Origin of the sequence: Aquincola sp. J276, from assembly GCF_024700035.1 — a bacterium.
Taxonomy (GTDB): domain Bacteria; phylum Pseudomonadota; class Gammaproteobacteria; order Burkholderiales; family Burkholderiaceae_C; genus Aquincola; species Aquincola tertiaricarbonis.
On sequence record NZ_JAJONC010000001.1, the window covers coordinates 396,998 to 421,469 of the forward strand.

At 64.8% G+C, this 24,472-nt stretch carries 19 protein-coding genes and 1 pseudogene; 13 read left to right on the plus strand and 7 right to left on the minus strand.

The features are described 5' to 3' along the window. The first annotated feature begins 104 nt into the window (after positions 1 to 104). On the plus strand, positions 105 to 992 hold the full coding sequence (locus LRS14_RS01950; protein WP_257798383.1) for a LysR family transcriptional regulator: 888 nt from the start codon (positions 105 to 107) through the stop codon (positions 990 to 992). A 971-nt stretch (positions 993 to 1,963) separates the two neighbouring features. Then, the gene (locus LRS14_RS01955) at positions 1,964 to 2,869 is read left to right on the plus strand and encodes a tetratricopeptide repeat protein (RefSeq protein WP_257798384.1); all 906 of its coding nucleotides are present in this window, start codon (positions 1,964 to 1,966) and stop codon (positions 2,867 to 2,869) included. A gap of 358 nt (positions 2,870 to 3,227) precedes the next feature. Here the strand turns inward: LRS14_RS01955 and LRS14_RS01960 are convergent, their stop codons facing one another. Next, entirely contained in the window at positions 3,228 to 5,846 is a 2,619-nt protein-coding gene (locus tag LRS14_RS01960; protein ID WP_257798385.1) for a serine/threonine-protein kinase, read from the minus strand. Between the two features lie 423 nt (positions 5,847 to 6,269). On the opposite strand from LRS14_RS01960, the gene LRS14_RS01965 reads away from it, so the two are divergent. The 6 genes from LRS14_RS01965 (at position 6,270) to LRS14_RS01990 (ending at position 12,261) form a co-directional block, all read left to right on the plus strand. Next, positions 6,270 to 7,103, plus strand: a complete 834-nt coding sequence (locus LRS14_RS01965) for a hypothetical protein (protein ID WP_257798386.1) — start codon at positions 6,270 to 6,272, stop codon at positions 7,101 to 7,103. Then, a complete protein-coding gene (locus LRS14_RS01970; RefSeq protein WP_257798387.1) occupies positions 7,100 to 7,702 on the plus strand; it encodes a hypothetical protein in 603 nt (200 codons plus the stop codon). Before LRS14_RS01965 ends, LRS14_RS01970 begins: the two co-directional genes overlap by 4 nt. A gap of 1,409 nt (positions 7,703 to 9,111) precedes the next feature. After that, the gene (locus LRS14_RS01975; RefSeq protein ID WP_257798388.1) at positions 9,112 to 9,501 is read left to right on the plus strand and encodes a single-stranded DNA-binding protein; all 390 of its coding nucleotides are present in this window, start codon (positions 9,112 to 9,114) and stop codon (positions 9,499 to 9,501) included. Between the two features lie 23 nt (positions 9,502 to 9,524). After that, positions 9,525 to 10,394, plus strand: a complete 870-nt coding sequence (locus LRS14_RS01980; RefSeq protein ID WP_257798389.1) for a DUF932 domain-containing protein — start codon at positions 9,525 to 9,527, stop codon at positions 10,392 to 10,394. A gap of 99 nt (positions 10,395 to 10,493) precedes the next feature. Next, positions 10,494 to 11,321 (plus strand): ParA family protein, encoded by an 828-nt coding sequence (locus LRS14_RS01985; protein WP_257798390.1) that lies wholly within the window; start codon positions 10,494 to 10,496, stop codon positions 11,319 to 11,321. After that, positions 11,302 to 12,261 carry a ParB/RepB/Spo0J family partition protein gene (locus LRS14_RS01990; protein ID WP_257798391.1) on the plus strand — a complete coding sequence of 320 codons (960 nt, stop codon included), beginning with the start codon at positions 11,302 to 11,304 and terminating at the stop codon, positions 12,259 to 12,261. Before LRS14_RS01985 ends, LRS14_RS01990 begins: the two co-directional genes overlap by 20 nt. 136 nt (positions 12,262 to 12,397) lie before the next feature. Here the strand turns inward: LRS14_RS01990 and LRS14_RS01995 are convergent, their stop codons facing one another. Beyond that, positions 12,398 to 13,165, minus strand: a complete 768-nt coding sequence (locus LRS14_RS01995) for a hypothetical protein (RefSeq protein ID WP_257798392.1) — start codon at positions 13,163 to 13,165, stop codon at positions 12,398 to 12,400. A 170-nt stretch (positions 13,166 to 13,335) separates the two neighbouring features. After that, positions 13,336 to 14,094 (minus strand): PEP-CTERM sorting domain-containing protein, encoded by a 759-nt coding sequence (locus tag LRS14_RS02000; RefSeq protein WP_257798393.1) that lies wholly within the window; start codon positions 14,092 to 14,094, stop codon positions 13,336 to 13,338. 944 nt (positions 14,095 to 15,038) lie between these two features. On the opposite strand from LRS14_RS02000, the gene LRS14_RS02005 reads away from it, so the two are divergent. The 4 genes and pseudogenes from LRS14_RS02005 to LRS14_RS30160 all read left to right on the plus strand — a co-directional run bounded on the left by LRS14_RS02005 (position 15,039) and on the right by LRS14_RS30160 (position 18,159). Beyond that, positions 15,039 to 15,611 carry a hypothetical protein gene (locus LRS14_RS02005; RefSeq protein ID WP_257798394.1) on the plus strand — a complete coding sequence of 191 codons (573 nt, stop codon included), beginning with the start codon at positions 15,039 to 15,041 and terminating at the stop codon, positions 15,609 to 15,611. After that, positions 15,608 to 16,552 (plus strand): relaxase/mobilization nuclease domain-containing protein, encoded by a 945-nt coding sequence (locus LRS14_RS02010; RefSeq protein WP_257798395.1) that lies wholly within the window; start codon positions 15,608 to 15,610, stop codon positions 16,550 to 16,552. Before LRS14_RS02005 ends, LRS14_RS02010 begins: the two co-directional genes overlap by 4 nt. A gap of 969 nt (positions 16,553 to 17,521) precedes the next feature. Next, a pseudogene (locus LRS14_RS30155) lies at positions 17,522 to 17,722 on the plus strand (trimeric intracellular cation channel family protein); the annotation flags it as partial. A gap of 116 nt (positions 17,723 to 17,838) precedes the next feature. Then, positions 17,839 to 18,159: a TRIC cation channel family protein gene (locus LRS14_RS30160; protein WP_310740787.1), complete on the plus strand. Its 321-nt coding sequence runs from the start codon at positions 17,839 to 17,841 to the stop codon at positions 18,157 to 18,159. 668 nt (positions 18,160 to 18,827) lie between these two features. Here the strand turns inward: LRS14_RS30160 and LRS14_RS02020 are convergent. From LRS14_RS02020 to norR, 3 genes are all read right to left on the minus strand, one after another. Then, positions 18,828 to 19,694 carry a universal stress protein gene (locus LRS14_RS02020; protein ID WP_257798396.1) on the minus strand — a complete coding sequence of 289 codons (867 nt, stop codon included), beginning with the start codon at positions 19,692 to 19,694 and terminating at the stop codon, positions 18,828 to 18,830. A gap of 93 nt (positions 19,695 to 19,787) precedes the next feature. Next, positions 19,788 to 20,177, minus strand: coding sequence for a nucleoside diphosphate kinase regulator (rnk, locus tag LRS14_RS02025; RefSeq protein WP_257798397.1), 390 nt, complete (start codon positions 20,175 to 20,177; stop codon positions 19,788 to 19,790). Positions 20,178 to 20,717: 540 nt separating this feature from the next. Then, positions 20,718 to 22,328: a nitric oxide reductase transcriptional regulator NorR gene (gene norR / locus LRS14_RS02030; RefSeq protein WP_257798398.1), complete on the minus strand. Its 1,611-nt coding sequence runs from the start codon at positions 22,326 to 22,328 to the stop codon at positions 20,718 to 20,720. Positions 22,329 to 22,470: 142 nt separating this feature from the next. Between norR and hmpA the strand changes: the two genes are divergently transcribed. Next, entirely contained in the window at positions 22,471 to 23,667 is a 1,197-nt protein-coding gene (gene hmpA, locus LRS14_RS02035) for an NO-inducible flavohemoprotein (protein WP_257798399.1), read from the plus strand. A gap of 204 nt (positions 23,668 to 23,871) precedes the next feature. Here the strand turns inward: hmpA and LRS14_RS02040 are convergent, their stop codons facing one another. Further along, the gene (locus LRS14_RS02040; RefSeq protein WP_257798400.1) at positions 23,872 to 24,216 is read right to left on the minus strand and encodes a hypothetical protein; all 345 of its coding nucleotides are present in this window, start codon (positions 24,214 to 24,216) and stop codon (positions 23,872 to 23,874) included. Between the last annotated feature and the right edge of the window lie 256 nt (positions 24,217 to 24,472).

A 24,472-nucleotide genomic window follows, 5' to 3' on the forward strand; every position in this document is an offset into this window, starting at 1 on the left:
CGCTACGAATGACACGCAGTCTCACGAACCAGGGAGTCCTTGACTAGATGATGGATGCTTATCTGGCCTATAAGGCGACCTAATCAATTCGCTGTCGAGACACGATGCCCAGACGCAACCTCAACGACCTGCTCGCCTTCGTGACCGTGGCGCGCGAAGGCAGCTTCACCCGCGCTGCAGCGACGCTGGGCGTCACGCAATCCGCCCTCAGCCAGGCGATCCGCGGGCTTGAGGAGCGGTTGCACATCCGCCTCCTCACCCGCACGACGCGCAGCGTTGCGCCGACGGTTGCCGGCGAGCGGCTGGCGCAGGCGATCGGCAATCGCTTCGACGAGATCGAGGCCGAGCTCGACGCGCTCACGGCGCTGCGCGACAAGCCGGCCGGCACCGTGCGCATCACCTGCGGAGACAACGTGCTGCGCACCGTGCTGCTGCCGAAGCTCACGCCGCTGCTGCGCGAGTACCCGGACATCACGCTCGAGTTCGACGTCAGCTACGGCTTCCGCGACATTGTGGCCGACCGCTTTGACGCCGGGGTGCGCCTGGGCACCACCATCGACAAGGACATGATCGCGGTGCCGATCGGCCCTCCGCTGCGCATGGCGGTGGTGGCCTCGCCGGGATACTTCGAGCGCCATCCGAAGCCGAAGACCCCGCACGATCTGACGGCCCACCGCTGCATCAACCAGCGCATGCCGACCTCCGGTGGCCTCTACGTCTGGGACTTCGCGCGGCGCGGCAAGCAACTCAACGTGCGTGTCGACGGCCCGCTGATCTTCAACACCACGCCGCCGCAGGTCGACGCGACGCTGGCCGGCCTGGGCATAACACTGCTGCCGGAAGACGAACTGGGCGTCCACCTGAGAGATGGCAGCCTGGTGCGTGTGCTGGAGGACTGGTGCCCGCCGTTCGCGGGCTACCAACTGTACTACCCGAGCCGACGCCAGCCGTCGCCGGCGTTCAGCCTCGTCGTGACTGCACTGCGCATCTGACCGCATCGGACCTGATGCTTCACGATCGAATTTCCCGGCTGCCAGCAGGATCCTGACCCAGCACCTGTGGTTCACGTAGCAATCCTTGCATGCGCACTGGGCGCGACGCTGCGTTGACGAATCGCTGCTTGCGGGCAAGCTGATCGGTTTACCGAAATTCCGGTATGGGTCGAAACGGTGCGTTGACCGTCCGTTTCGCGGACACGGCTCTCGCTCGCCGAGGGGAGGGCAGGCCTGCAGTCAGCTTGAAAGGGTGCGATCGACGGGGCCGATAGGCCTACGCCGTGCTGCGACAGTCCGCTGGCAGGATTGCCACGGACCGGCAGCGCCGCCTCGCCCTCAGGGCGGTGTCCGCGAAGCGGACTTTGAGGGCGCGCTTTCGGCCAAAAGGTGACTTACCGGCGGCTAGCCGAACGTCGGCTCAAGACTGGTTGCGGCCGGTCATAAATCGAAGGTGACTGTCGGCGAGTGCCGATACCTGACCTTGGCCAGATCCATGGGCGAATGTCAGCTGTGCCTCGGAACGCGCAGTTCGGCGCCGGAGGGGCGGGCGGGCGAGTCAACGGCATGACCAAGATGCTCTGCCAACCACTGCTGCCGCTCGCTGCGAACTGGGACTTTCGACCCAACGCGGTCTACCGAGGCTCGGGACATCAGACGTCGCAGCATCGACGTTCGGCGCTTGCGAGCGGCGATTTACTTGTTGATGCTTCGATGGCGCTAGCGGCCCGTCGTTAAGCGATGCAGCCCCAGCGTCGATGGCAAGATGCTCAGCTTCAGCGACCGGGCGCTGCTGTCCGCAGCACGCGTGACCCAGCTACCCCAAAGTAGAGTCGGACGTGCAACCCAAGTTTTACAGAAGTTCCCCAGGTTTCCCGTAGCCTGCGCCCTCAGGCTCAACCCCAGGTCTTGACTTTCGCGCCTGCGAAATTAGGCTAAAGTCGATTCAGAGCTCAGAAAGCAATCATGTCATGCACGGTGCAGACCGGGTCGGCGTGCGAGAAATAGCCGGGTTGCTGATGAGCCGAACTTCTCCGACTGAAAATCCGCGTCGACATATCGACGCCCACCATCTGCTTGGTGGACTAGATGTTGATGCAGGCAATTTGTTGGGTGCACGATTGCATTTTGGTGAGGCGCTCACCATTGCACGCAGCACGGCTGACAAAGTCCACGAGGCGATCCAGCTACACAACATGGGAAATTTGCAGCGCCTGCTAGGGAACTATATTCTAGCGTCCAGTTTGCTTCGTGACGGGCTGAATATGAGTCTAGAGCTGGAGCTCAAGAAGGTTGCGGTTCATGTCATCTGCTTGCTGGCGCGCATCGATATTGATGTAGGGAACGCATCAGCATCACTACCAGACATTGAGCGGGGATTTGTATTGGCGCAAAGCTTGCGCAACAACGATATCCACGCAAGCCTGCTGATCGTTATAGCGCAGGCGAAGCTTGCGCTCGGCCTTATCAACTGTGCGGAAGCGTCCTTCCAAAATGCGGCAGCACTTGTCGATGGCTCGCATCATTCACATGAGCAGGTTGAGGCACTCTGTGGTCTGGCTACTATTGCCGTAACTAGGGGCGACCACTCTCAGGCACTCGCGCATGTAGGTCTTATTTCGGCCAAAGTAGCGAACGTAGGTGCGGCCGAGCAAATGGAAGCAAACTTAGTATGCTATGAAACACTCATGCAAACTGGCGCCGAGTTCGAGGCGGTGGGTCACCTGAAAAGGGCTAAAGACATTCTTGATAAAATGCAGCGTCCCCTAAGCGCGATGTTTCGCGCGGTGCCGCGAAATCGGACGATTCTGGATGAGTGGGGGAAATTTCGTGCATCGGTTATGCACGGGACTGCTATTCGAGGACCGGTGGGTTAGCGCGTTGGAGCTGAGTGAGCGAACTCACCTTCGAGTCAAAACGGTGGCTGGCCCCGTTTCTGCGCAGAAACGGCGGTCAACGCAGAGGAGGCCTGCAGGCTGCACGCAGCGTGAAGGGAGCGTTGAACGCAGACAATATCCAAGCGCTGGACATTGAATGTCCGCTGCCCGCATTACCATGGACGAGCAGCACCGCCTTGCTCGCGAGAGGAGTCCGCAAAGCAAACGTTGATGGCGCGCTTCCGGCCACGAGCGTTTAGCCGCGAGGATTGGCACTTGGCACCTTATTCGGAGATTGTTGACCCCAATTCAGAGGTTCCACAGAATACCCTCAGATCCTCTGACTCACCAAAGCGACTTACTTCATCAAGACGGCCAATAGAATGCCTAGGCCTACGAGGGAAACCAAAAACAGCGCGACCAGCCCCCAGGGCAAGTGTTCTCCCGCCGGTCGAGGTATCGCGAATTCCTGAACCGAATGCTCGGCGATCTGCGAGGTGAGGTGAGGAAGCCAGCGGTCTTCCATGTGGCCCCGTTCGAAGTATTCGCTATGTTGGAAGTCGAAACGCTCCTGTTCCAGACGCGGATGCTGCGCGGTGAAGCCTTTTATACCCGAGCGCCCGGTACCCGGCACAAACCAGGCGACGACCTGCGTCCAAACATCTTCGGTGCCGAACTCATTGCGCACTGCTTGGACCTGCCCGCGCTCAAGAATGCGGTCCCAAGGGAAGCTCATGGGAAGTATCGAGCCGCACAGTAGTACTTTGTCGAACCGAAGGTATGGGTAGCGCAATAGCGCGTTGCCAAGAATGTAGGTGCCGAAGCTATGCGCCACGATGGACGGCAATTTCGCGCGGCCTTCGACGAGGGCGTCGCGAAATTCGCGCTGGTAGGTTTCCCGGAACCACCGGACCTTAGCGATGCGAGACCAAGGTGACAAAAAGCGGAACACTGAAAAATACCCGAAGTTCCACCGATCCACCAGCGGCCTCAGCCCACTGCGGGCGGCGACTTCTGAGAAGGCCCGCTGCCAGGCAGCCTGAGTCCGGATGCCGTGCAACGCCACGACGGAGCAATCCTGCCGAGCGGGCCCGATGCGGCCCGGTGCGAATGCGCGCAACTGGTCGTGGAGTTCCTCAACGCTGGCGATGCGGGCCTTTGGGTCACGCGCGAGGCCGCGAGTGAGCACCTTGGTTAGGCGTTGGGGGAAGGCCGCTAGTGCCTGGGCATCGGGGCACCAATCGACGGGCACCGGGAAGGGCATTTTGGTGCGGGTCACCAACTCGTAAAGGACGGCCGCGACGGCGTACACATCCGTGCGTTGGTCCACGCGGCCCAGCACTTGCTCAGGCGCAGCGTAAGTCAGGTCGCCGACGAATATGCCCGTGCGCGTGAACGTGTCCACCTCAGGGTTGGCATGCCTGGCGATACCGGAGTCGAGCAGGACCACGCGCAGATCGCTACCGCAGACAAGGATATTGCGTGGCTTGATCTCCCTATGAACTATGCCTTCGGCATGGATAACAGCCAGAGCGTTGCACACCTGCAGCATGATGCACACGATCTGCGAGAGGTTCAGCTGCCGATGGCTGATGAATTCCTCCAAATTGATTCCGTCGATGGCCTCATACAGAATCAGGCTCACGCCGTCCTCGCGATCCAACTGGACGTCGAGCACAGGCACGATATTCGGGTGCTTGAGGTTTAGCCATATGCGGCTGCCGCGCACCAGTCGCTCGCGCGCATCGGCGTCGACGGTGCGGACCACCTTCACGCCGATGAGTTCCCCTCGCACTGGATCCCAGGCTTTGTAGATGATTCCGGAGTGACCCCGTGCGATTCGTTCGTGTAGCACGTAGCCTCCAACCGTCTTGCCGGACAGATCGCGTCGGGGGTCGATTGGCGGCGTGCCGGACGAGGCGGTTTGGTCGCGCCAGGGCGTCTTCGGCGGTGGCCTTGGGGGCGGGGGTGGGGGTGGAGAGCCGGAGGCCGCCGGAGGCGCGGCCGGAACTGCATTGTCTGGCGAGGCCCGAGCCGTCCCCCCAAATGACGCGTCGCCGGAATGCGCCGCCTCGGCTGGCGCCGAAGAACTGTCGGCAACGGGCGAGGGCAATGCGAAGGAGGTCGCCGTCGGGTTGAAGACGTCCGACGGGATGGCAACGGTGTACTTGCCCAGCAGCGTGCTGATGTCTTTCATCGACTGCGGGCGATCGTTCGGATCGACGGACAGGCAGGCGTCGATCATACTTGTTACCGGGGCGGAAATGTTGACTCTCGACTCATTCCAAGCAGGTGCAACGCCATTAACGATAGCCGCGGCCAATTCGAAGAGTGTGCGCCCCGTGTAAGGTTTTCTGCCGGTTACGCATTCGAAGGCCAGGACGCCGAAGGAAAAGATATCGGTCTTAGTCGAGGCTGGATCGCCCCGGATCGCCTCAGGCGACATATAGGCAGGGGTGCCCAGCGCACTGCCAGTGAGCGTCAGGTCGCTTCTAGCACCCAACGCTCTCGCGATACCAAAGTCAATCAGTTTGACGGTGCCGTCGTGCAGTACCAGCACATTGCTGGGCTTGACATCACGATGCACGATGCCAGCGAGGTGGGCAAACTGCAAGGCATCGGCTAGCTGCTTCAGCACGCCGACCGCGACGGCGAAGTCTAGGCCATTGGAGTAGCGGGCGATGATGCGCTCAAGATCCTGACCGACCAAGAGTTCCTGGACCACGTAGGGTTCGCCTTCCTCGGTGGCCCCAACATCGTAGACAGCTCCGATGTTGCGATGATTGAGCGCGGCCACTAGGCGCGCCTCCTGTACAAAGCGCAGCTGGTTTTCGGCGTTTTGAGATGCCAGCAGTTTGATGGCCACAGGCCGGTCCAAGGCCAGGTCCTGACCTTGATAGACCGCGCCCATTGCTCCCTCACCGATCAGCTTCTCGGCCAGATAGCGGCCGATAGGCAGCGGCAAATCTTTGGCCATAAGCGTTCCTAGGTGTTGCAACGCTGGCAATGTTACGCCGCCTGTACGTGCTCGCCGGATCGGCGCTATGCGTTCCAAAAATGGCGTTCACGTGGAGTTCGTGCACCGGCTCGGACTAGCACAACACGTTTGTTGCGAACGGCCAGACTCTCGCGCTGGCAACGGTTGTAGTGGATCGTGTCGCTGCACTGGCGGGGAAACTGCTGTTCGAGGCCGAGTCATGTGGCGGTAACCGCGCCTTAGAATCTCGAAGCGGAACGACTGTTCAGGCGTCCATTTTCCGCAATTATTCGGTCCGCAACGGGTCGGGTCCGTCTGCTCACGAACGGCTGCTCTCCAGAAGCCCGCCGTCGATGACTGCTCTGCGGCGGTGATCTTGGGGAGGCGTCCGTCGAGGCTCGACCCAAAGGCCACGCCGTCCGAGTGGAACTCGTCACCCCGCAGCCGCCATTCGCCGGATTCAAGGACGACGAACTCCACGGCGGGTGCCGCCACACTGTTCCAGCGCTTTGGGTCGGCGCTGGTTGGTTCGACAGAACGTTGTTCGCCCACGTCGTCAAGGCGTCCTTGTTTGCGGGCTTCGAAGATCGGGGCAGCGCACGGCTCCTACTTCGGAAGGATGCGGCCCGATCCCCCATGGCAATACCATCGGCGCATCACTTCTTTCGGGAGCCGCGCATGGCCGCTGTTAGTGCTGTCATCATCGTCCCATCGCAAGGCGAACACGCGTCGATGTTCAAGGGCGTCGCCAAGGCCGCCGACCGCAAGATCTACGGTGGTCGCGCCGTCGTCGTGACGACCAGCGTCACCCTCGCCACCGATACCGCGGCCGCCACGGTCAATTTCCAGACCGCCTCGGGCAAGTCGTTCTCGTGGGCCGACCAGCACGACCTCAAGTCGGTGGTGACGATTAGCCACGGCTTTTCGGGCGACGGCCCCAACCTCGCCTACGGCCTCGGCGACGAGCGCTACCAAGCCTGGGGCATCGACGATGGCACCGGCGAACTTGAGGCGGCGGCCAAGGAGTTCTGGGGCATCAAGGTCGGGAAGGCGCTCAAGAAGGGCGGCAAGATCGTGCTCGTCGGCTGCTTCATGGGCAAGGGTGAATACGCGCGCAACGTCGCCAGGGCGGCCGGCGTCAGTTGCTTCGCCGCCACCGGCCTGTTCGCCGCCGCCAACGAGGAGACGACCCTCAAGCACCTGAAAGCGATCGAGGGCGGCCGCGCGATGAAGCCGATGGTCGAGGCCAAGCCGTGAAATGGAGCGCCGCGGTGCTGGCGCTGGCTGGCGTTGTGGCCGCCGCGCTGCCGGCGCACGCTGCAACTTGCTGGCGCGACTACCCGCTGCCGACCACCGCGGTCGATTACGAGCGCACACTTGGCGGCGGCACGCTCGTGCCCGCGCGCGTCATGGTCGATCGCGCAACGGTAGCAATCGGCGCCAGCGAAGCAAGAATCGAGCGCGTGTTCGGCGCGTCGGGCGCCGTGGCCGAGGACTGGCGACCGCGCAGCGCCGAGCAGCATTGCGCCGACCTCATCGCGCTGCTGCGGGCGCACCCCGACTCGATGCACCTGTACACCTATGGCGCGCTGGCGATGCGCGGCCTGGCTGGCGACTTCCGGGTCGTCGAGTGGCCTCTACCGGGCGGTGCGGGGCGGCTGCGGGCATACTTCCATCGACCTGACGCGGCTGCACCGGCAAGCGCGTATCTGTTGCACCTGGTGCTCGACGCCGGCGGCGCTGTGCACCGCAAACCCGGGCGCCGCTTGGTGCTGGTACGAAAGGGCACGCCGGCGATCGAGTGGGACGTTTACGCGAACCACGTCGCTTTCACGCGCCCGCACCAGCGGCGCTGAAGACTTCGGCCCCGCGCAGGTCTCGGGTTCGGTGCCAGACGTGGGCGCGGTGTGCGGGTCGCGTGGCACGGGCGCAGCGCGACCTGCGACTCGCGGCTCGGGCGCTCAAGGGCGTCTTCGACGTCGACATGCAGCACCCCCGAACCGTGGCACCCGGGGAACTCAAGACATCGCGGCCATCCAGACCGCCGCGGGACCGTCGCAGGCACTGCTGACCTCAAGGGTGTTTCAAACTGCTATGCGCTGCTACGAACTGGACGTGCAGTTGCCGGAGATGGACGGGCTGGAGGCCTTGCGCCGCATAACGGCCAAGCGGACCGCCGGCGAGCGCCCGCGCGTCATGGCCATGACGCCCACCGCAGTGTTGGGTGGCCGTCGAGCAGTGCCTGAATGGGTCGGCGCGCGCCGCCTCAGATGTGCAAAAGAACAACCCGTCGCCAAGTGGCTACCTCGACGGCCCCAGCCACCAACGGCACATTGAGGTGCTACAGAGCCGCCGTCCGCCGACGCCCGTTGATGGCCGTGTCCCGGTTGACACGAACGTCAGCTTTCTGGAACTGAAACGCGGTGGACCCTGATCGCCTTCACCGGCGGGTTCGGAGAAGGACGAACGGCAGCAGTGGGTCGATAGTGAGCATCCGCGAACGTCCGGTCTCGCAGGCGACGTCCGAGGTGCGCCGGCCCTCCGCCGGGGCCCCGTCAGCCTGAGCACCGCGCGTCTGCCTATGGGTCTTGGTCTGCCTGGCTCGCATATTCGCTGTGCCAACACGTTCAGCCGGCTGCGCCGGGGTCCTGACAACCGCGGCCCTTGCCCGTGCCCGGGGATCGCGGGCTCTGTTGCCTTCTCGCTGCGCGGGAACGCCGCCCGCTTGTCGTCCTGACCGGCTGCACCGGCCAGCACGCCACCCCGGCCACCCGCCACGCCCGAAGCCGGGCCGCGGACGGTGATGTGATCACCCCGGCTCGTCCGTCGCGCCAGTCGCTGCGTTGCACTGCGCTTGGTGGCACGCCGGCCGCGGCGCCGCCGGGGCTCAAGGTGTGGGGCGGGTCGCTCCCGCATGCAGCCGCTGCGCCAGGCAAGCTGTCACATCGGCTGCAGGCGCTCGGACCCTCTGTGCGATGCAGCCCTCGCGCCGATCGGCCCACCGGGTCCCCCCACAAGTCCCCCCGATCCTGCAGCGAGGGGGGACTTGTGGGGGGATCTCAATACGGTGGGCCGGGTGACCGGCGCACCGCTTCGGCTGCTGGAAGCCCTTCGCCCATCCCCCCACCCCTTCCCGCCGGGAAGGGGCCGTGCCCACCCCCGCCCGCCCGTGGGCGGGAGCGAGGAAGGTCCGAATGAAGGGATCAGCTTCTGACAACCACCCAGCCCGGGTGACCAGCGATGCCTTCATGCGAAGGAGCCCACCATGTCCCCCGTCCAGATCACCCAGCGCCATGCCCACCTCGCCGGCCCGGTGCAGCTCGACCACCTCCCGACCTCCGACGGCCCCCGGGCCCGCGCCACCCTGACCGCGCTCAGCCGGCGCCGGCGTGGCAAGGACAAGCAGGACCCACCGGTGGCCATCCGCTGGACGGTGTGGGGTGCCCTCGCCGAACACGCCGCCAAGTACCTCGGTCGCGGCAGCCACGTCAACGTGGTCGGCCACCTGCACAACCACCGCTACGTCGCCACCGACGGCCACACCGTGCACACCTTTGTCTTCACCGCCGAGGAGATCGACTTCCTCGACAGCAAGGCCGAAGCCGAGGCCCGGCGCGAACGCCAGGCGTTTGTCGCCGAGATGGACCAGGCCTAGGCCACCCGCTGAAGGAGACCACCATGCACACCCTCCACGCCACCCCGACCCTGACCACCCGCTTTGCCTACGGCACCCGCGTGCTGCGCCAGGACAGCGGACTGGCCGAACACCAGATGCGGCAGGTCGCCCCGTCCATCTTCGCCACCGGCAAACACGCCAGCCGGTCCGAGCGATACAGCTACATCCCCACCATCGAGGTGCTGCGCGGCCTGCAGAAGGAAAACTTCCGGCCGGTGATGGTCGCCCAGGGCGCCAGCCGTGTGGAAGGCAAGGCCGACTACACCAAGCACCTGATCCGCCTGCGCCATGGCGAGCCGAATCAGCGCGACGAAGCGCAGGAGATCATCCTCATTAACAGTCATGACGGCGTCAGCGCGTACCAGATGCTGGCCGGGTTGTTCCGACGAGTTTGTGCCAACGGCCTGGTGGTCGGCGACGTGGTGGAGGACTTGCGCGTCCCACACAAGGGCCAGGTGCAGGACCGGGTCATCGAAGGCGCCTTCCGTGTACTGGACCAGTTCCAGGCGGTGGACGAGCACACCGACGCCATGAAGGCGCTGCCGCTGCAACCGGCCGAGGAACGGGCGTTCGCCACGGCTGCCCTGGCGCTGCGTTTTGGCGAAAACACGGTGGCCGACTTCGGGGGTCACACGGCCGCGCCGGTCACCGCTGAACAACTCATCGAAGCCCGCCGGCCCGAGGACCTGGGCCACAGCCTGTGGCACACCTTCCAGCGGGTGCAGGAAAACGTCATCCGCGGCGGACAGAGCGGAAGGGGACCCAAGGGCCGCCGGCTGCACACCCGGCCGGTCAATAGCATCGACCGCAACGTCAGCCTCAACCGGGCGCTGTGGCTGCTGGCCGAGGAGATGCGCAAGCTGAAGGCCTGACCACCGACACGGCGCGATGAATTTCCATTAGAAATCATCGCGCCGCTGGCCGCCGCTCGTTGCAGCATCGCATGGTCTGTGTCCGCGCGAGGAGCGTCCATGAAGACCTTGGTGCTCGCCAATCAGAAGGGCGGGGTCGGCAAGTCCGCGGTCGCGACCTTGATGGCCTACTACCTGCGCCACCGCGGTCTGCGGGTGATCGCCGTGGACCTTGACCACCAAGGCAACCTCTCCAAGCCGCTGCGCCTGGCCGGCTGGTCAGCACCCGAGGCAGGACATGCCGGGCACCTGCTCACCGGCCCGCTGCCTGTCTTGCCGCCGTCCGGCGCAGTGCTGGTGCCAGCGCACGACTCGCTACTGGGCTTTGAACGGCAGCCGACCCTGCATACGCCGTTTGCACGACAGTTCCGCCAGTTCCTGACGCGGGTGGATGGTGACTTTGACGTCTGCGTTGTCGACACCAACCCAAACCCCGACATCCGTGTCATCGTCGCACTGGCCAGCGCCGACTGCGTGTTGTCGCCGATCCAGCTCAACCAGGAAGCGCTGGACGGCGTCATCAGCCTGCTCAACCACGAGCGGATCGGCGTGCGAAAGATCAAGGCGGTGCTCAACCCCAAGCTGCAGCTTGTCGGTTTGCTGCCCACGCTCGTGGAGCCGACCCCGTTCCAGAAGGAGAACTTCCTGCAGGTGATCAACCACTACTTCCCGCTGATGATTCCACTGAGCCCGGCCGCCGGCGATTTCGCGCGCATCCCGAAGCGCTCGTGCATCGCCGAGGCCCAGGCGGAGGGGCAGCGGCTGTGGGAGATGAAAAAGACCGCGGCGCGGGACGCCTGGGTCGAGATCGAACCCAGCCTGCGGCGCATCGCGGAGATCGTCGTCCCGACGCTCAAGAGCCCGAGCGATGGCGCTCGACCTGAGTGACCTGGCAGCGCTCGATGCGCCCGTGCCGTCCACCGGCGCGCCGTTGCTGCTGCCCGTCAACGACATCGACGAGGACCCCGAGCAGCCGCGCATCGAGTTCGACGACGAAGCCTTGCAGGCGCTGGCGCAGACGATCCAGCAGCGCGGGGTGCGGCAGCCGGTCTCCGTACGGCCCAATGCGGAGCGGGCAGGGCGCTGGTGGCTCAACTTCGGCGCGCGCCGGCTGCGCGCGGCGCGGCTGGCCGGGCAGGCATCAATTCCGGCGTTCGTGGACGCGACCGTCGACCGGTACGACCAGGTGCTGGAGAACGAGCAGCGCGAAGGGCTGACCCCGCTGGAGCTGGCGCTCTTCATCGCCAAGCGGCTGCGGCTGGGCGAAAGCCAGGCCGAGATCGGCCGCCGCCTCGGCAAGACGCGCCAGTGGGTGCAGACGGCCACCGCACTGATCGACCCGCCGGACTGGCTGCTGCAGCTCTACCGGTCGGGCCAGTGCCGGGGCTTCAACGAGCTGCAGGAGCTCAAACGGCTGCATGAGGCGCACGGTGAGGTGGTGACCCGTTGGGCCGCTGCGCAGACGAACGTGACGAGGGACCGCCTGGCCACTCTGCGGACGGAGTTGACGGCAGCCTGCAGTCCTGCACTGCTGCCGACGGGGCCTGTGCTGGCCGATGCATCGGTCCAGGCCGCACCAGATTGCATCGCCCCAACGTCAGGATTGCAGCCGCCTCGCCTCGCGTCGCCCGTCGAAACGGTGAAGGCGGGCGCCCGTTCGCATTCGACGCGTGTCACCCCAACCGTGCGGGTCGCCCTGGACGGCCAGGTCTTCGAACTGCTGGTGCATTCGGTGCCAGACGAGCCAGGGTGCATGCACGTGCGGGCGGGTGCCGACGGCGAGGTGAGGGTGGTCGCCGTCACGCGGCTGACCCTGCTGGGCTTCTGAGCGCTGAATGTCCATCGGATGGACATCGCGATGTCGACTCAGTCGCGACGGCCCGTGCGAGTGCTGACGAACAGTCCAATGGCCACCAGTGCAGACACGACCCCGACGGTGATCTCGACGAGCAGGCTCATGGCTGCTACTTGATGGGCGGCATCGGAGCAGCATCCTCCACACCGGCGGTCGAGCCGCTGACGCGCCGATGAACACGCAGTGATCCGAGCGCCAGGAGGCCGAGCAACGACAGTGCTCCGGTCCCGACCTCCGGCACCGGTGCCAAGTGGGCCACGATGCGCACCGAGTCAAACCGCGCGAAGGCCGTACCGTACTCCGCCGCCGTGCCGTCCGGACCCTCCTGGTAAAACGCGTTGGCGCCCAGCGAGGCGCTGAAGGTAGTCTGGAAGGGGTGCCAGACGTCGCTGGCCACAAAGGTATCGCCGTTCTGCACCGGGATGCCCGGCACGGCGATTGGTGCCTGACCGTTGCCCACCTGGCCGCGCGCGCCGGTGACGGTGAATTCCACCCCCACCAGTTGGTAGCCCGCCTTGGGGGCAAAGACCAGTCGCTCGAAGGTGAAAGACGCGGTTGCTTCGTGGAAGCCTTGGAAGCCGCTGCCACCGACCTGCGCCGACATGTTAGGCGTGAAGGAGAACCCCACGCGCGTCCCACCGTCGGTGTCGACGGGCGTGAGCTCCGGAAAGTCGCCCGGGGCGTAGCCGTTGACCGATCCGTCCGTGCCGTTGAACTGCGTCTCGCTCGAGAAGTTGAGCGTGCCCTGGTCAAACACCACCGTGGCGGTGCTGAACTCGATCTCACACGGGCTGGAGCCGGTGGGTGCGCAGCTGAACGCGTGCGCTGAGCCAGCGAGAAGGCCGGCCGCCAGGCAAATCCACGGGTGCAACGTCACGGTCCACCTCCGGGGTGCGGCTGCAGCGTTGCCGCTGTCATGGTGCAACGCCTGTCGTGCAGTGTGGTCTGCCCTGCAGGCGCGTCCCACCTTCAAGGAAGGGGTTGAAGTTCGCAGTTACTTCGACATGTCGACGCGGTACGTTGCATCGCGCGAGAAGCGGCGCTGGATCAGCCCCGCGGCCATCGACGCCAGGCCGCACCCATGAGGAAGGCGACGCCGGCTGACCACAGCAGGGTGGTGCTCGGCTCCGGCACCACGGCAGCCAGTGTGAATTGGCCCTCGGCGCGAGGGTCCCCCACGCCGTCAATCGAGTAGTTCGCACCAACAAAGGCGCCCACGTGGTACACGCCGGGCGCCAGATCCAGACGTTGCTCGAAGCTGTACAGCGGCGGGCCATCTGGTTGTTCAATGGAACTCTGACCCCAGACCATCTGGCCGTTGGCCCTCGACAGCCCGAACTGGAAGTCGTTGCCAAACTGGCTGGGCATGCTGCTCAACGCCAGGCGCACCGAGGTGGGCGCGGTGACGGTGAACGTCGCGGAGAAGCCGGAGCTGGTGCTGCCACCACCGGTGATCACGTCGCCCGAGCCGACCAGCTGCACGTAGATGTCGCCGAAGCCGTAGAACGAGATTTCATCCGTGGTCATGGACGACCGTTGCACCGCCCGGCCTCCGGCGTAGCCGACCGTGCCCAGCGGGCCGCCGTCCAGCCCGACCTCGCGGTTCATGGCGGAGAAGTCGTCGCGTGGCATCGTGAACATGTCACTTGCAGCGCCCGAGCCGCCGGGCTCGCCACCGGCGTTTTCAATGGTGACGGACGCGCCGATGGCGATGTAGCGCTGCTGGTGGGTGATGTTGAACGGTCCGGCCACGGCGCTGCCGGCTGCCAGTGCCAGCGCGATGAAAGTCAAAGCTGGGTTTCGCATGATGGCCTCCCGGTGCGCCAACCGTAGGCGGTGTACTGCCGTACGCCACGTGGGCGAACCCCAGTGCGAGTCCCAGACGCTGCGACACCCGGAGGCACGCCGGCAGGTCAGCGGAGTGGAGGAAGCTTGCGCCGTGGAGACGCTAGGTGCCGTTGCAAGATGCAGCGGCGGCTATCCGATGGACAGCGGGTCTGCCGAAGGCGACCGCAGCCGGCGCGATGGATGATGTCAACCCGATCGACATGGATGAGCGCTGGCGTCGTCCTTGCCCTTCGCCTGCGACATCTGTCGGCCCGCCGGACGGGCACCAAAGGCCGCAGAACGGACGACGAGCGGGCGCGCTGTCAATCGGATTGACGTTTGGGTGACGGGGCGGTTTGTTGAGCGCTGTACTTCTCGACAGGGCGGTGTCAATCCGATTGACACGGGGTCTGTCGAGGGCCACCGCAACCTATGCGGTCAATGTTGTCCATCCGATTGACGTGCATGCGCGCTGGCTTCGCACCGGTTGTTCACCTGCGACGACTGTCTGCCGCAGACGGGGCAGTCGACCCAAGTCGTTGATGAGGCGCCGACCGTTCTCGCTGTCAATCGGATTGACGTTCAAATGATGGCGCAGATGGTTGGACACTGTGCTTCTGGACAACGCGGTGTCAATCCGATTGACGTCCTGCAGTCCAGCCGTCGACGTTCGGCTGCGACGAGATACGGCTTCAGCAAGCGCCTGACCACGGACGTTAGCAAGGCATCCAGTGCCTCTCGATCGAGGCGAGCGCCGCCAAGTCGAGGCAGTGACCTGCACACGCTAGACGATGAATTTTGGCTGGAAGTCATCGGTCGACTTGGATCGACCTCGACCAATACTGAAGACATCGGTTAGTGCAGGATAGGCGCGGTGGCGCCGTTTGTCGGACAAGCTGGCGCTTGTCTTGAAGGAGGCTCGGATGGGCACCTCATCTCGGGACCGCATCACGGTCGATCTGCAGGGCTTGAAAGGCGCGTTGATGGCGCGCGCCGAGGCCGACCGCGTCATGCCGTCGCAGTTTGTACGACAGGTGCTTGCTGCTTCGCTGGGGACGCAGGACGCTCTAGATGCCCAGGCCAGACAGCCCGCTGTACAGCTCAAGTCGAAGCGCCTGTGCTTACGCATGCATCCTGACGAGGCGAAGGCGGTGCTGTCGTCGGCTGCGCTTGCTGGTCAACGGCCCGGTCGCTGGTTGGCACGAGTGGCCGCTGGCCGCGCTGTCGGAGCGACTGCGGAGCAGCTCGACGCTCAGCGCACGGCATTCGTAGCCGTGACGGCTGAACTGGCGGCGTTACGCAGAGCCCTGCAGCGACTGAGCTTGCACGGCCGCATCGAGCCGACGTCTCCGGAATCAGAGGTCCTCAGGCAAGGTCTCAGCGACTTGCGAGCGCTCCTCGTCTCTGCAGCATCGCTGGTGATGGACAGCCCGCCGGAGGATCACGCGCCGATGCAGCGCATGCACGGCCGCCGCGTCGCTCGGAGCGCGCCATGATGCTATCCACCGATGCCGCCTTGCTGCACTGGGGCGAGCGGCTGTTCTATCCGAGCAATCGATGGGTGCCCAACGCAGCGCCCCGCCTGCGCGGCTCGTCTGCTCAACGGGCTGCTGCCCTGCGCGAGCGCATCGCCGCGCTGGTGCAGCGCCGTGCCCCTCAAGTGATGGTGAAGGTCACCGGAGGCGGCCGAGGCATGCGCGCCATCACGGCGCATTTCCACTACATCAGCAAACACGGTCGGCTGTCAATCGAGGATGAACGCAGCGACTTGGTGGAGGGTCGGGAAGAGCTCGACCTGCTGGTGGACGAGTGGCGCTGGGGTGGTAGCCCGATCGAGGAACACACTAAGCGGCGCGAGGCCTACAACATCATGCTGTCCATGCCGCGTGGCACCGACCCGTCCATCGTGCAGCGCGCGGCGCGCGAATTCGCACAGGCAGAGCTTGCAGATCACAAGTACGTCATGGTGTTGCACGACCACCAAGCGAATCCTCACGTGCACCTTAGCGTGAGGGCAGAGTCAAATCATGGACACCGGCTGAATCCTCGCAAGGCCGATCTGCAGCGTTGGCGGGAGACGTTTGCGGAGAAGTTGCGCGGCTGGGGCATCGAGGCGGAAGCCACACCTGCTGCAACGCGCGGCGTGCAAGGCCGCAATGAGGCGTTATGGCGGCGACAGGCCCAGGACCAGCAACGGCTGCGGCGGGATGTAATTCGACGCCCGATCGCCATTGCTCCTTCCCACGTCTCAGCTCGTGAAGCTTGGGCGCGTATCGGGCAAGTGCTTGTCCGGTCAGAAAATTCGCTCGATCGCAACCTCGCACGTGATATTGCTAACTTTATGCAAGGAAGGCCTCGCTTCGCCGTTCCTCAACTCTCGCCGCAGCGTTCCGTTGAGAAGGGCCTGCGGGATCGCAAATCAGAGTACCGACGTTGATGCGTCATGTGCTTAGGCTATGAAAAAATGAGATGCATCTAAAACTGCTTGAGACTATCCACAAGTGAAGATAGCGCGGGTTATCACTCCATAGCAGCCTGGCGGTGCCGCAGGGATCGGCGTCTAGTAATCAACAGCGGCCTGGGCCGCCCACCTCGGAGCGTTTCAGGCGAGGAAATGCCGCCTGACTTACGTGACCCCGGCGATCACGGTGGGGTCGTCCGGTCAGGTCGGTAGGCAGGGCGTGGCGATGGGCGATAGGCCCGAGCGGTGTCACCGAACCGACCGGCGGTGGCGTAGTGCCTACCCGAGCCGCCGTAAGCCGTCGCCCTGGTGAAGGTCTTGTCCGCGATCGTGGTGCCGACTCCGCGCTCATGACCTTCTTGCTCGGCGGCTTCGTGTACGCCAGTGCTCCCCTGATTGGGAGGAGGTGCAGCAGTGCCTTCGCGTGCATCCCGAGCTGACTCGCCGCGTGAGGAGGCGCGGGATATCTCGCTCGCCACGATGCCGTTCGTCTACTGCGCCGGCGGGAAAGATGGTGCAGCGACGCGACGGGTTACGGTGACGCGAGCTGGCCGGTATACCAGTACCGTCCGCGCGATACGGCGCGAGTGGCGATGGACGGTGATGGACCCGCCGCCGCCGTCCGCCCCAGCCATCAGTTCCGGTGGTTGCGCCACGCGCTGCCAACGACGACATGCAAAGGCGGCATGCGAGCAAAAGGGGAGGTTTGCAGATCAACTGGGCCTCGGTCGACGTGATGGCCGCCGACAGGTGGCAACAGTTTTTGTCCCCGGTCTGGCGGGCGGACACGGCGGCGAGCGGCTTGAAGTGCGCGGCACCCCAGCAGGCCAGGTACTTCGGCGCCAGCCTGCCGAGCCTGCGGGTGCTCCCTCCGCGCGGTCTGATGCGCGTCTGTGCTAACTTGTCAACTGACGCCGGTGTCAGCGACATTACTAGGACCATGTCGTGCTTGATACGACGGCGATTCCGTTGGCTCAAACAGCAGTCGAGTTGGCTGGTACCTTGGCATTTGCGGTTTCCGGCATCCTTGTCGCGGCGCGGCGGCAGCTTGATCCAGTAGGTGTCGTCGTAGCAGCCAGCTTGACTGCCTTTGGCGGCGGGACGCTGAGGGACGTCCTGTTGGATCGTCGCCCGTTCTCCTGGGTCGAACACCCAAGCTGGCTGTGGGCAGTGCTAGCGCTCTGCGTGGGCGCTATGCTCTTCATGCGCAGCCGGCATTTTTTGCTTGCTGAGCGCTCCATCCATGGCCCGATGCACTGGGCATGGGCCTCTTCGCTTCGGTGGGAACTCAGTTGGCTTGGGACAGTGGTTTACCGGCACTGGTGGCGACGTTGCTGGGCGTCATCACTGCGGTGTTCGGCGGCGTACTCCGAGATGTCGTCTGCAATGAGATTCCGGTCGCTTTCAGCGACCACCGTCCGTACGCCCTCTGCGCTTTCATCGGAGGCTGGACGCTTCTCGGAGCCCAAGCCATCGACGTCCCGGCTTGGCTCTGTTTGCTCTGTGGCACTGCCTGCGCCAGTGGCCTGCGCACGGCGGCAATTGTGACCGGTTACACGTTGCCCACGTGGCGCACGGAATGAGCAATGAACCAACCGGACAGGCGCGCTTCCGGCTGTCCCAAGCCGATTCGGCTTGAGCTTTGGCGCCGGCCATTGGGCTTGCGAGCGTCGATCTCCCATCCCGGCAAGGTCCGCAGACAGTCGACCGAGACCACGCCCGGACACCGCGAGCGTGTGCGGGTGGCTCAAGAAGTTACCACGCCGTCCCAGGCGACGCAGCCGTGGTCGTCCGGTCATCTGTCTGGGCAGTCACACTGCAAGGGTGCCGCCGCGCCACGCAAGCCATGTGATTGGATCGTTAATCGTTTTTTCAGCAAGCGCACTACTGCCTACAGTCTTAGCTTGCAGCCACGACTTCATGCAAGCCGGAGTGCGTCCCGTCGCTGAGCTCGCGAAGGATCCTCGGGGTCTGTGATGTCACTGACTCAGTGCTCCGAACGGTAGACCGCTCGATGCGGTTCGTTGTCAGGTTGCACACCCGCGCCAACGCCGAACGCTGTGTTCTCAGCGGTATCGCTGACCAGGCCGGTCGTGGCGTTTGCTGCCCTCCGACTGGTGACGGGCCGCTAGGAACTCCGCAAGACCTGGGCGGTTGCATGACCGCAGTAGAGAGAATGTCAGCCGTTGAACCGCATGCCGGCGTTGATCCTTTGGCAAGTGCTACCGCCCAAGCTCCGGAGCGACGTTGGTTAACACTGCCGCACTTGCGCGCGACTGCTTCGACGGCACGACCAGCACGTCGGCCTGCGCATCGCGCAAAACTCGCGGTGGATGTCGCCCACCAGGAATCGGCACACGGCGTTGCTGCCGCTGTGGCCGGCCACCAGAAGATCGGTTCGCCACGCTTGAAGCAAGCGCAGCGTCATTGGCGCCGCAGGCCCGCGGGTGACCGTATGCTCTACCCGATCACACGCGATGCCGACACGTTGCGCCAGACGGCGCAGACGTGCCTGCGTCCCCAAGACCTCGCGGTGACGGTAAGCCTGCACGATGTGCAGGGGCACGCCGACTTCGCGCATCGCCGAATCCTGGCCGGAGAAGCGCAGGGCATGCGCAAGCTGCAGCTGGGCGCGTGGACTGAGGTCGGCCGCCAGGCGAGCTGCTTCTTCACATGCTTGCGAGAAGTTGGTGGCGATTGTGACGCGCCGATAAGGCCGTGCGGCGGTCAAGCGAACGGCAAGCACGGGGCCCACACTGGCCCGCACTACCTGTTCGCTGATGCGACTGCGCACCAGGTCCTTGAAGCGCCAGTAGCTGCGCCGCCCGACCACCAGCAGGTCGTGATTGCCTGCCTGGATTACCAGGTGCTCGACGATCGAGCCGCTAACCAGCTCTGTCCGGACGACCACGTCGTCTCGTGCGCCGATCTGGCGGGCGAGCCAGCGCAGCTGAACGCGGGCCGATTCGAGCGCGGGTTCTGGGCACTGATTGGACGCCACGTGCAGGATGTGGAGCACTGCACCGTGCTCGGCGGCCAGGAAGGCGGCGCGGCGCACCGCGTTGTTGCCCAGCGGGGACAGGTCGGTGGCTGCCAGGATTGATTGCAAGCGGGACATTTAAACTCCTTATGAACACAGCATCGACGTGCGACGGCCTGCCGCCGATAGGCAGCATGGACGCTCCATTGATGAAACCGGCTTTGGCCTTGACTAGAGCGCCAGCTCGCCGTGGGCCTCTGGCTGGTACTCGATGACTGCCAGCTTCGCGTGGCGCGCTTGTCCGTCGGGCAGTGACCAGCTCGCGACGTCTCCCACGCGCAGCCCCAGCAGGCTGGTACCCACGGGCGATAGCACCGAAACCCGGTGCACGGCGGCGTCGGCGTCGGCTGGGTAGGTGAGCGTGAGGTGCGTGCACGCGCCGGTCTGCACGTCGGTCAACAGCACACGTGAGTTCATGGTCACCACATGTGCTGGCAAACGTTCCAAAGGAACCACTTGCGCGTCGGCCAGAACAGCGCGCAGCGCGTCCCAAGTGGAGCCGCCCCCACTTTGCCGCTGTAGCAGGTGAGTCAGTCGGAGGTGGTCGAGTTCAGTGAGCATTCGCTCATCGACGAGAGTAGGCATACGGCACTCCAGATTGTGGCCATCGATCGCGATGAGCACATGGCTGCGCGGGGCTGGGGGCCCGGCGATCTGGTGTTGCGCGTGATGAAGGAGGGGTGATCGCCGGGCCTAGGAATCTGCTGCCGGCTGGGTACCGGTGAAACGCAGGACCTGGCCTCGACCACACACTCTCCTGCTGCTTGCCAAGGATGGCAAGCAGCAATGTGCCGACAGTCGCGGCGGTGGAGTGCAAAGCGATCATGGCGTCAATTCTATAGATCCAACCACTCGGCCGGGCCAATGCCACCACGGGCCATGCCAGTACTTCAGTGCCGCCGCGGGTCCATGTCCCGTCGTTTGGCAGCCGCCGAACGAGGCATGCCGCACATTGATCGGGCTGGTGCAATGGCGAAGTCAAACGCCGATTTCAGAGATCGCGCACGCAGGTGGTTGGCAGATGCCGTTTGGGCGATCCGGGGCGTACAACGCTTCACTGTTAGGGCGCGACAAGTCGCCGCCACGAGCGCCTGCAATGCGTCACCCCGACGTTGGTTGGTGCTGCCCACGGCGCCCGTGAGTCGCTGGGGTGCCGCTGTCGACACCCAACCGTCGTGCCAGCCGTGCCAGATTCCCGCGGTCGAGGCCGAGCTCGCGCGCCGCGGGCGCCCACCGGTGGCCGTGCCGTTGCAGGGCCTGGCCAATCAGCTGGCGCTGGTAGGCATCTACCGCTTCTCGCAGCGGCGTGGTCGACTCCAGGTGTGCCACGCCGACTTCTTCCCTTGCTGCCGGCATACCAGCAGGCACCGTCGCCGGCAGTTCCAGGTCGGCCGCAGACAGGCTCAGAATGCGAGGCACCGCGCCACTCGCCGCATGCGCCCGGCCCAAAGCGCGCAGCACACTGCGACCAACCAGGTGTTCCAGCTCGCGCACATTGCCGGGCCAGTGGTGTGCCAGCAGTGCTGCCTGCGCGGAAGCCTCGAGCCGCAGACCACCCAGCCCGAGCCGCGCGCGGTTCTGCTCCAGAAAATGGCCGCAGAGCTGCAGCACGTCGCGCCCGCGTTCTCGCAGTGGCGGCACCTGCAGCGGGTACACGCTCAGCCGGTGATAGAAGTCGGCCCGCATCCGACCGGCCTTCACTTCCTGCGCCAGGTTCCGGTTGCTGGCAGCAATCACTCGTACGTCCACATGACGCTCGCGGTCGCTTCCCAGACGCTGCAACTGCCCGCTCTGCAGCACCCGCAGCAGCTTGGCCTGTACCTGCCGTGACAACTCGCCCACCTCGTCGAGAAACAGCGTGCCGCCGTGCGCTAGCTCGAACTTGCCGGCGCGGTCGGCGGTGGCGCCAGTGAAGGCGCCTTTGACATGGCCAAAGAGTTCGCTCTCCACCAGCGTGTCGGGCAGCGCCGCGCAGTTGATGCTGACCATCGGCTGGTCGGCGCGTGGAGAGGCCGCATGCAGCGCCTGCGCCACCAGCTCCTTGCCTACGCCGGTTTCGCCCTGGATCAGTACACACAGATCGCTGCCGCCCACCAGCGTGATTTCCTTCAACAGCGCCCGGTGCGCCGCGCTCTGCCCGATCAGCCGACTGCTGGCAGGCTGCGCAGCCAACCGGTAGCGCTCCATGCAAGTGGTCAGTTGACCGATGCGCTCGCCCGCAGCCACGGTAGCTGCTGCCAAACTGGCCAGCGTGCTCAGGACCTTCAGGTCGACCTTCGAGAAGCGCTGTGGTTGCAACGCATCCAGCGTCAACAGGCCCCACGGCCGGCCGCTTCCATCGGCCAGGTGCAGCGCGCAGCCCAGACAGTCGTGCACGGGCAGGTGACCTGCCACGCCTTCCACCAGGCCGTCGTACGGATCGGGCAGGCCGCAGTCGGCAGCAAAACGCACTGGGCCGGGCGCTTCCAGCAGCGCTCTGAGCCGCGGATGGTCGGCCACGCGGAAGCGGCGGCCCAGCGTGTCGGTGCTCAGGCCATCCACCGCCATCGGCCGCAACTGATCGCCCTCCAGTCGCAAGAGTGCGGCTGCGTCACAAGGCATTACGCTGCGCAGCCCTGTGAGCAGGCGACGAAAGCGCTCATCCTCAGGCAGATCGGCGGTCAAGTCGGTGACCAGGGGCACGATCGCGTCAAGAAGCTGGGTGGGCGTCATTTTGACTCACGCTGTCGATTTGACGTCATTCTAAAGCGATCTGTTTGACAGCATGTGCTGCTAAGTCATTGATTTGCGGCGGACGACGCCCTGGCCCGTCCTTTGCATTGAACAGCGCACTACTAATCCTTAAGTCACCCCAATGCTCAGCGAAGCCCACCGTAATGTAGTCCTCGCCACCGTGCCGTTGCTTGAAAACGGCGGCGAAGCGCTGACGACCCATTTCTACCGCTTGATGCTGGCCGAGCATCCCGAGGTGCGTCCGTTGTTCAACGCCGCGCACCAGGCCAGTGGCGCGCAGCCGCGCGCGCTGGCTAATGGCGTGCTGATGTATGCCAAGAACATCAACCGGCTTGAAGCGCTGGGTCCGCTGGCCGCGCAGATCGTCAACAAGCACGTCGCGCTGCAGGTGCTGCCGGAGCACTATCCAATCGTTGGCGGCTGTCTGCTGCGTGCCATCCGAGAGGTGCTGGGCGCCGATGTGGCCACCGACGAGGTGATCGCTGCCTGGGCCGCAGCCTATGGACAACTTGCCGACTTGCTGATCGGCGAGGAAGCGCAGCAGTACAACACGCTTGCGGCAATGCCCGGCGGCTGGCGTGGCGCCCGTCGCTTCACCGTGGCGAGGAAGGTGCGCGAGAGCGACGAGATTACCTCGTTCCACTTGGTGCCAACCGATGGCGGCGAGGTGGTCGCACACCAGCCAGGCCAGTACATCGGCCTGCGCCTGATCATCGCCGGCCAAGAGGTGCGGCGCAACTATTCGCTGTCGGCTGCGGCGAACGGATTTAGCTACCGGATCAGCGTCAAGCGTGAGCCGGGTGGTGTGGTGTCGAATTTCCTGCACGAGCAGATCCACGCAGGCAGCACGCTGGAGCTTTTCCCGCCGGCCGGCCACTTCACCTTGGCGGCGGGAGGCCGACCGCTGCTGCTGATCAGCGGCGGCGTGGGTATCACGCCGGCAATGGCGATGGTGGAAGCGGCACTGGCGGGCGAGCAGCCCGAGCGACCGGTGCATTTCGTCCACTGCGCGCGGCATGAAGGCGTGCATGCTTTCCGCGAAGCGGTGGATGCGATGGCCGAGCGGCACCCACAGCTCAAGCGGTTTTATCTCTATGACGAGGCCACGCCGGGCGAGCACGCGGAAGGCCGTGCCCTCGGCCGTATCACGACGGAGCGGCTGGCCAGCTGGCTTCCCGCCGAGCCGGCCGGAGTCGATGCCTACTTCCTGGGGCCGCAACCTTTCATGCGGCAGGTGAAGCGGTCCCTGACTGCGCTGGGCGTGCCCGAAGCGCAGCTTCGTTATGAATTCTTTGGGCCCGCTGGGTCGCTGGACTGAGGCGTACGGCGTGTGGTCGCAGCTCTTCGAGCTCACATGCGACTAACCGCCTTCTCCCACAAAGAGGGTTTTGACATCGTTGTGGGTAGCCAAGGTTTGGCTCGCGAGGTAAGAAGGCAGCTTCGTGACAAGGCGGGCAAGGTATCTTGGTGTTGTGCATGCCACAGCTCGAAGGCCTCCACCAGACTCATCAGCGACCTAGCGTCAGAAGCCAATGCGCCGTGGAGCGGTTGCCTTCGCGGCATACTCTTCCTGCAGCTCATGGAGCCACGCATCGGCACCCAGTCGAAGGGCATCGACGCGCTTGCGCGAGTTCGCGAAGTGACCCAGCGTCAGCTGGGCAAGCCCTGCGAGGATGCGAGTTTGATTGACGGACGTGGGCTGGCCGGTCAGTTCGGCGAACAACGCAAGCCGTTGTTCCCCTGCCAGCGGACGGAAGTTCACGCGAAACATGAAACGCCGTGCCATCGCCGCGTCGAACGCGTCCGGGTGGTTCGTGCTGCGCGATATCTCGGACCGCACTTCTGCGTTCGCTGAGAATGCCGGCATCGGGGAGGAGGTCGGGGCTTGTGAGCGCAATGTGATGCCACCCTGGCGTCCGGGGATGCCGCGCGGAGCGCCTCCGGTGCGGCGAAAGAGCCGCGAGGTGGGGTTGGAAGGCAGGCGCCAGGTGCACACCCAGCTCGTCGCAGGAGTGGCGCGGGTGGCTGTTAGGCAAACGCCGAACGCAGCGCAGCAGGCGGGGCAGACAATGGGCCACAGTCGGCCGGATTGCTTCAAGCTCGGCCATGCTATTTCGCAATGC

What these genes read in the sequence shown, in the direction of transcription:
- LRS14_RS01950 (WP_257798383.1), top strand. Translation starts at nt 105, where the DNA reads ATGCCCAGACGCAACCTCAACGACCTGCTCGCCTTCGTGACCGTGGCG.
- LRS14_RS01955 (WP_257798384.1), top strand. Translation starts at nt 1,964, where the DNA reads ATGCACGGTGCAGACCGGGTCGGCGTGCGAGAAATAGCCGGGTTGCTG.
- LRS14_RS01960 (WP_257798385.1), bottom strand. Translation starts at nt 5,846, where the DNA reads ATGGCCAAAGATTTGCCGCTGCCTATCGGCCGCTATCTGGCCGAGAAG.
- LRS14_RS01975 (WP_257798388.1), top strand. Translation starts at nt 9,112, where the DNA reads ATGTCCCCCGTCCAGATCACCCAGCGCCATGCCCACCTCGCCGGCCCG.
- LRS14_RS01980 (WP_257798389.1), top strand. Translation starts at nt 9,525, where the DNA reads ATGCACACCCTCCACGCCACCCCGACCCTGACCACCCGCTTTGCCTAC.
- LRS14_RS01985 (WP_257798390.1), top strand. Translation starts at nt 10,494, where the DNA reads ATGAAGACCTTGGTGCTCGCCAATCAGAAGGGCGGGGTCGGCAAGTCC.
- LRS14_RS01990 (WP_257798391.1), top strand. Translation starts at nt 11,302, where the DNA reads ATGGCGCTCGACCTGAGTGACCTGGCAGCGCTCGATGCGCCCGTGCCG.
- LRS14_RS02000 (WP_257798393.1), bottom strand. Translation starts at nt 14,094, where the DNA reads ATGCGAAACCCAGCTTTGACTTTCATCGCGCTGGCACTGGCAGCCGGC.
- LRS14_RS02005 (WP_257798394.1), top strand. Translation starts at nt 15,039, where the DNA reads ATGGGCACCTCATCTCGGGACCGCATCACGGTCGATCTGCAGGGCTTG.
- LRS14_RS02010 (WP_257798395.1), top strand. Translation starts at nt 15,608, where the DNA reads ATGATGCTATCCACCGATGCCGCCTTGCTGCACTGGGGCGAGCGGCTG.
- LRS14_RS30160 (WP_310740787.1), top strand. Translation starts at nt 17,839, where the DNA reads ATGGGCCTCTTCGCTTCGGTGGGAACTCAGTTGGCTTGGGACAGTGGT.
- LRS14_RS02020 (WP_257798396.1), bottom strand. Translation starts at nt 19,694, where the DNA reads ATGTCCCGCTTGCAATCAATCCTGGCAGCCACCGACCTGTCCCCGCTG.
- rnk (WP_257798397.1), bottom strand. Translation starts at nt 20,177, where the DNA reads ATGCTCACTGAACTCGACCACCTCCGACTGACTCACCTGCTACAGCGG.
- norR (WP_257798398.1), bottom strand. Translation starts at nt 22,328, where the DNA reads ATGACGCCCACCCAGCTTCTTGACGCGATCGTGCCCCTGGTCACCGAC.
- hmpA (WP_257798399.1), top strand. Translation starts at nt 22,471, where the DNA reads ATGCTCAGCGAAGCCCACCGTAATGTAGTCCTCGCCACCGTGCCGTTG.
- LRS14_RS02040 (WP_257798400.1), bottom strand. Translation starts at nt 24,216, where the DNA reads ATGCCGGCATTCTCAGCGAACGCAGAAGTGCGGTCCGAGATATCGCGC.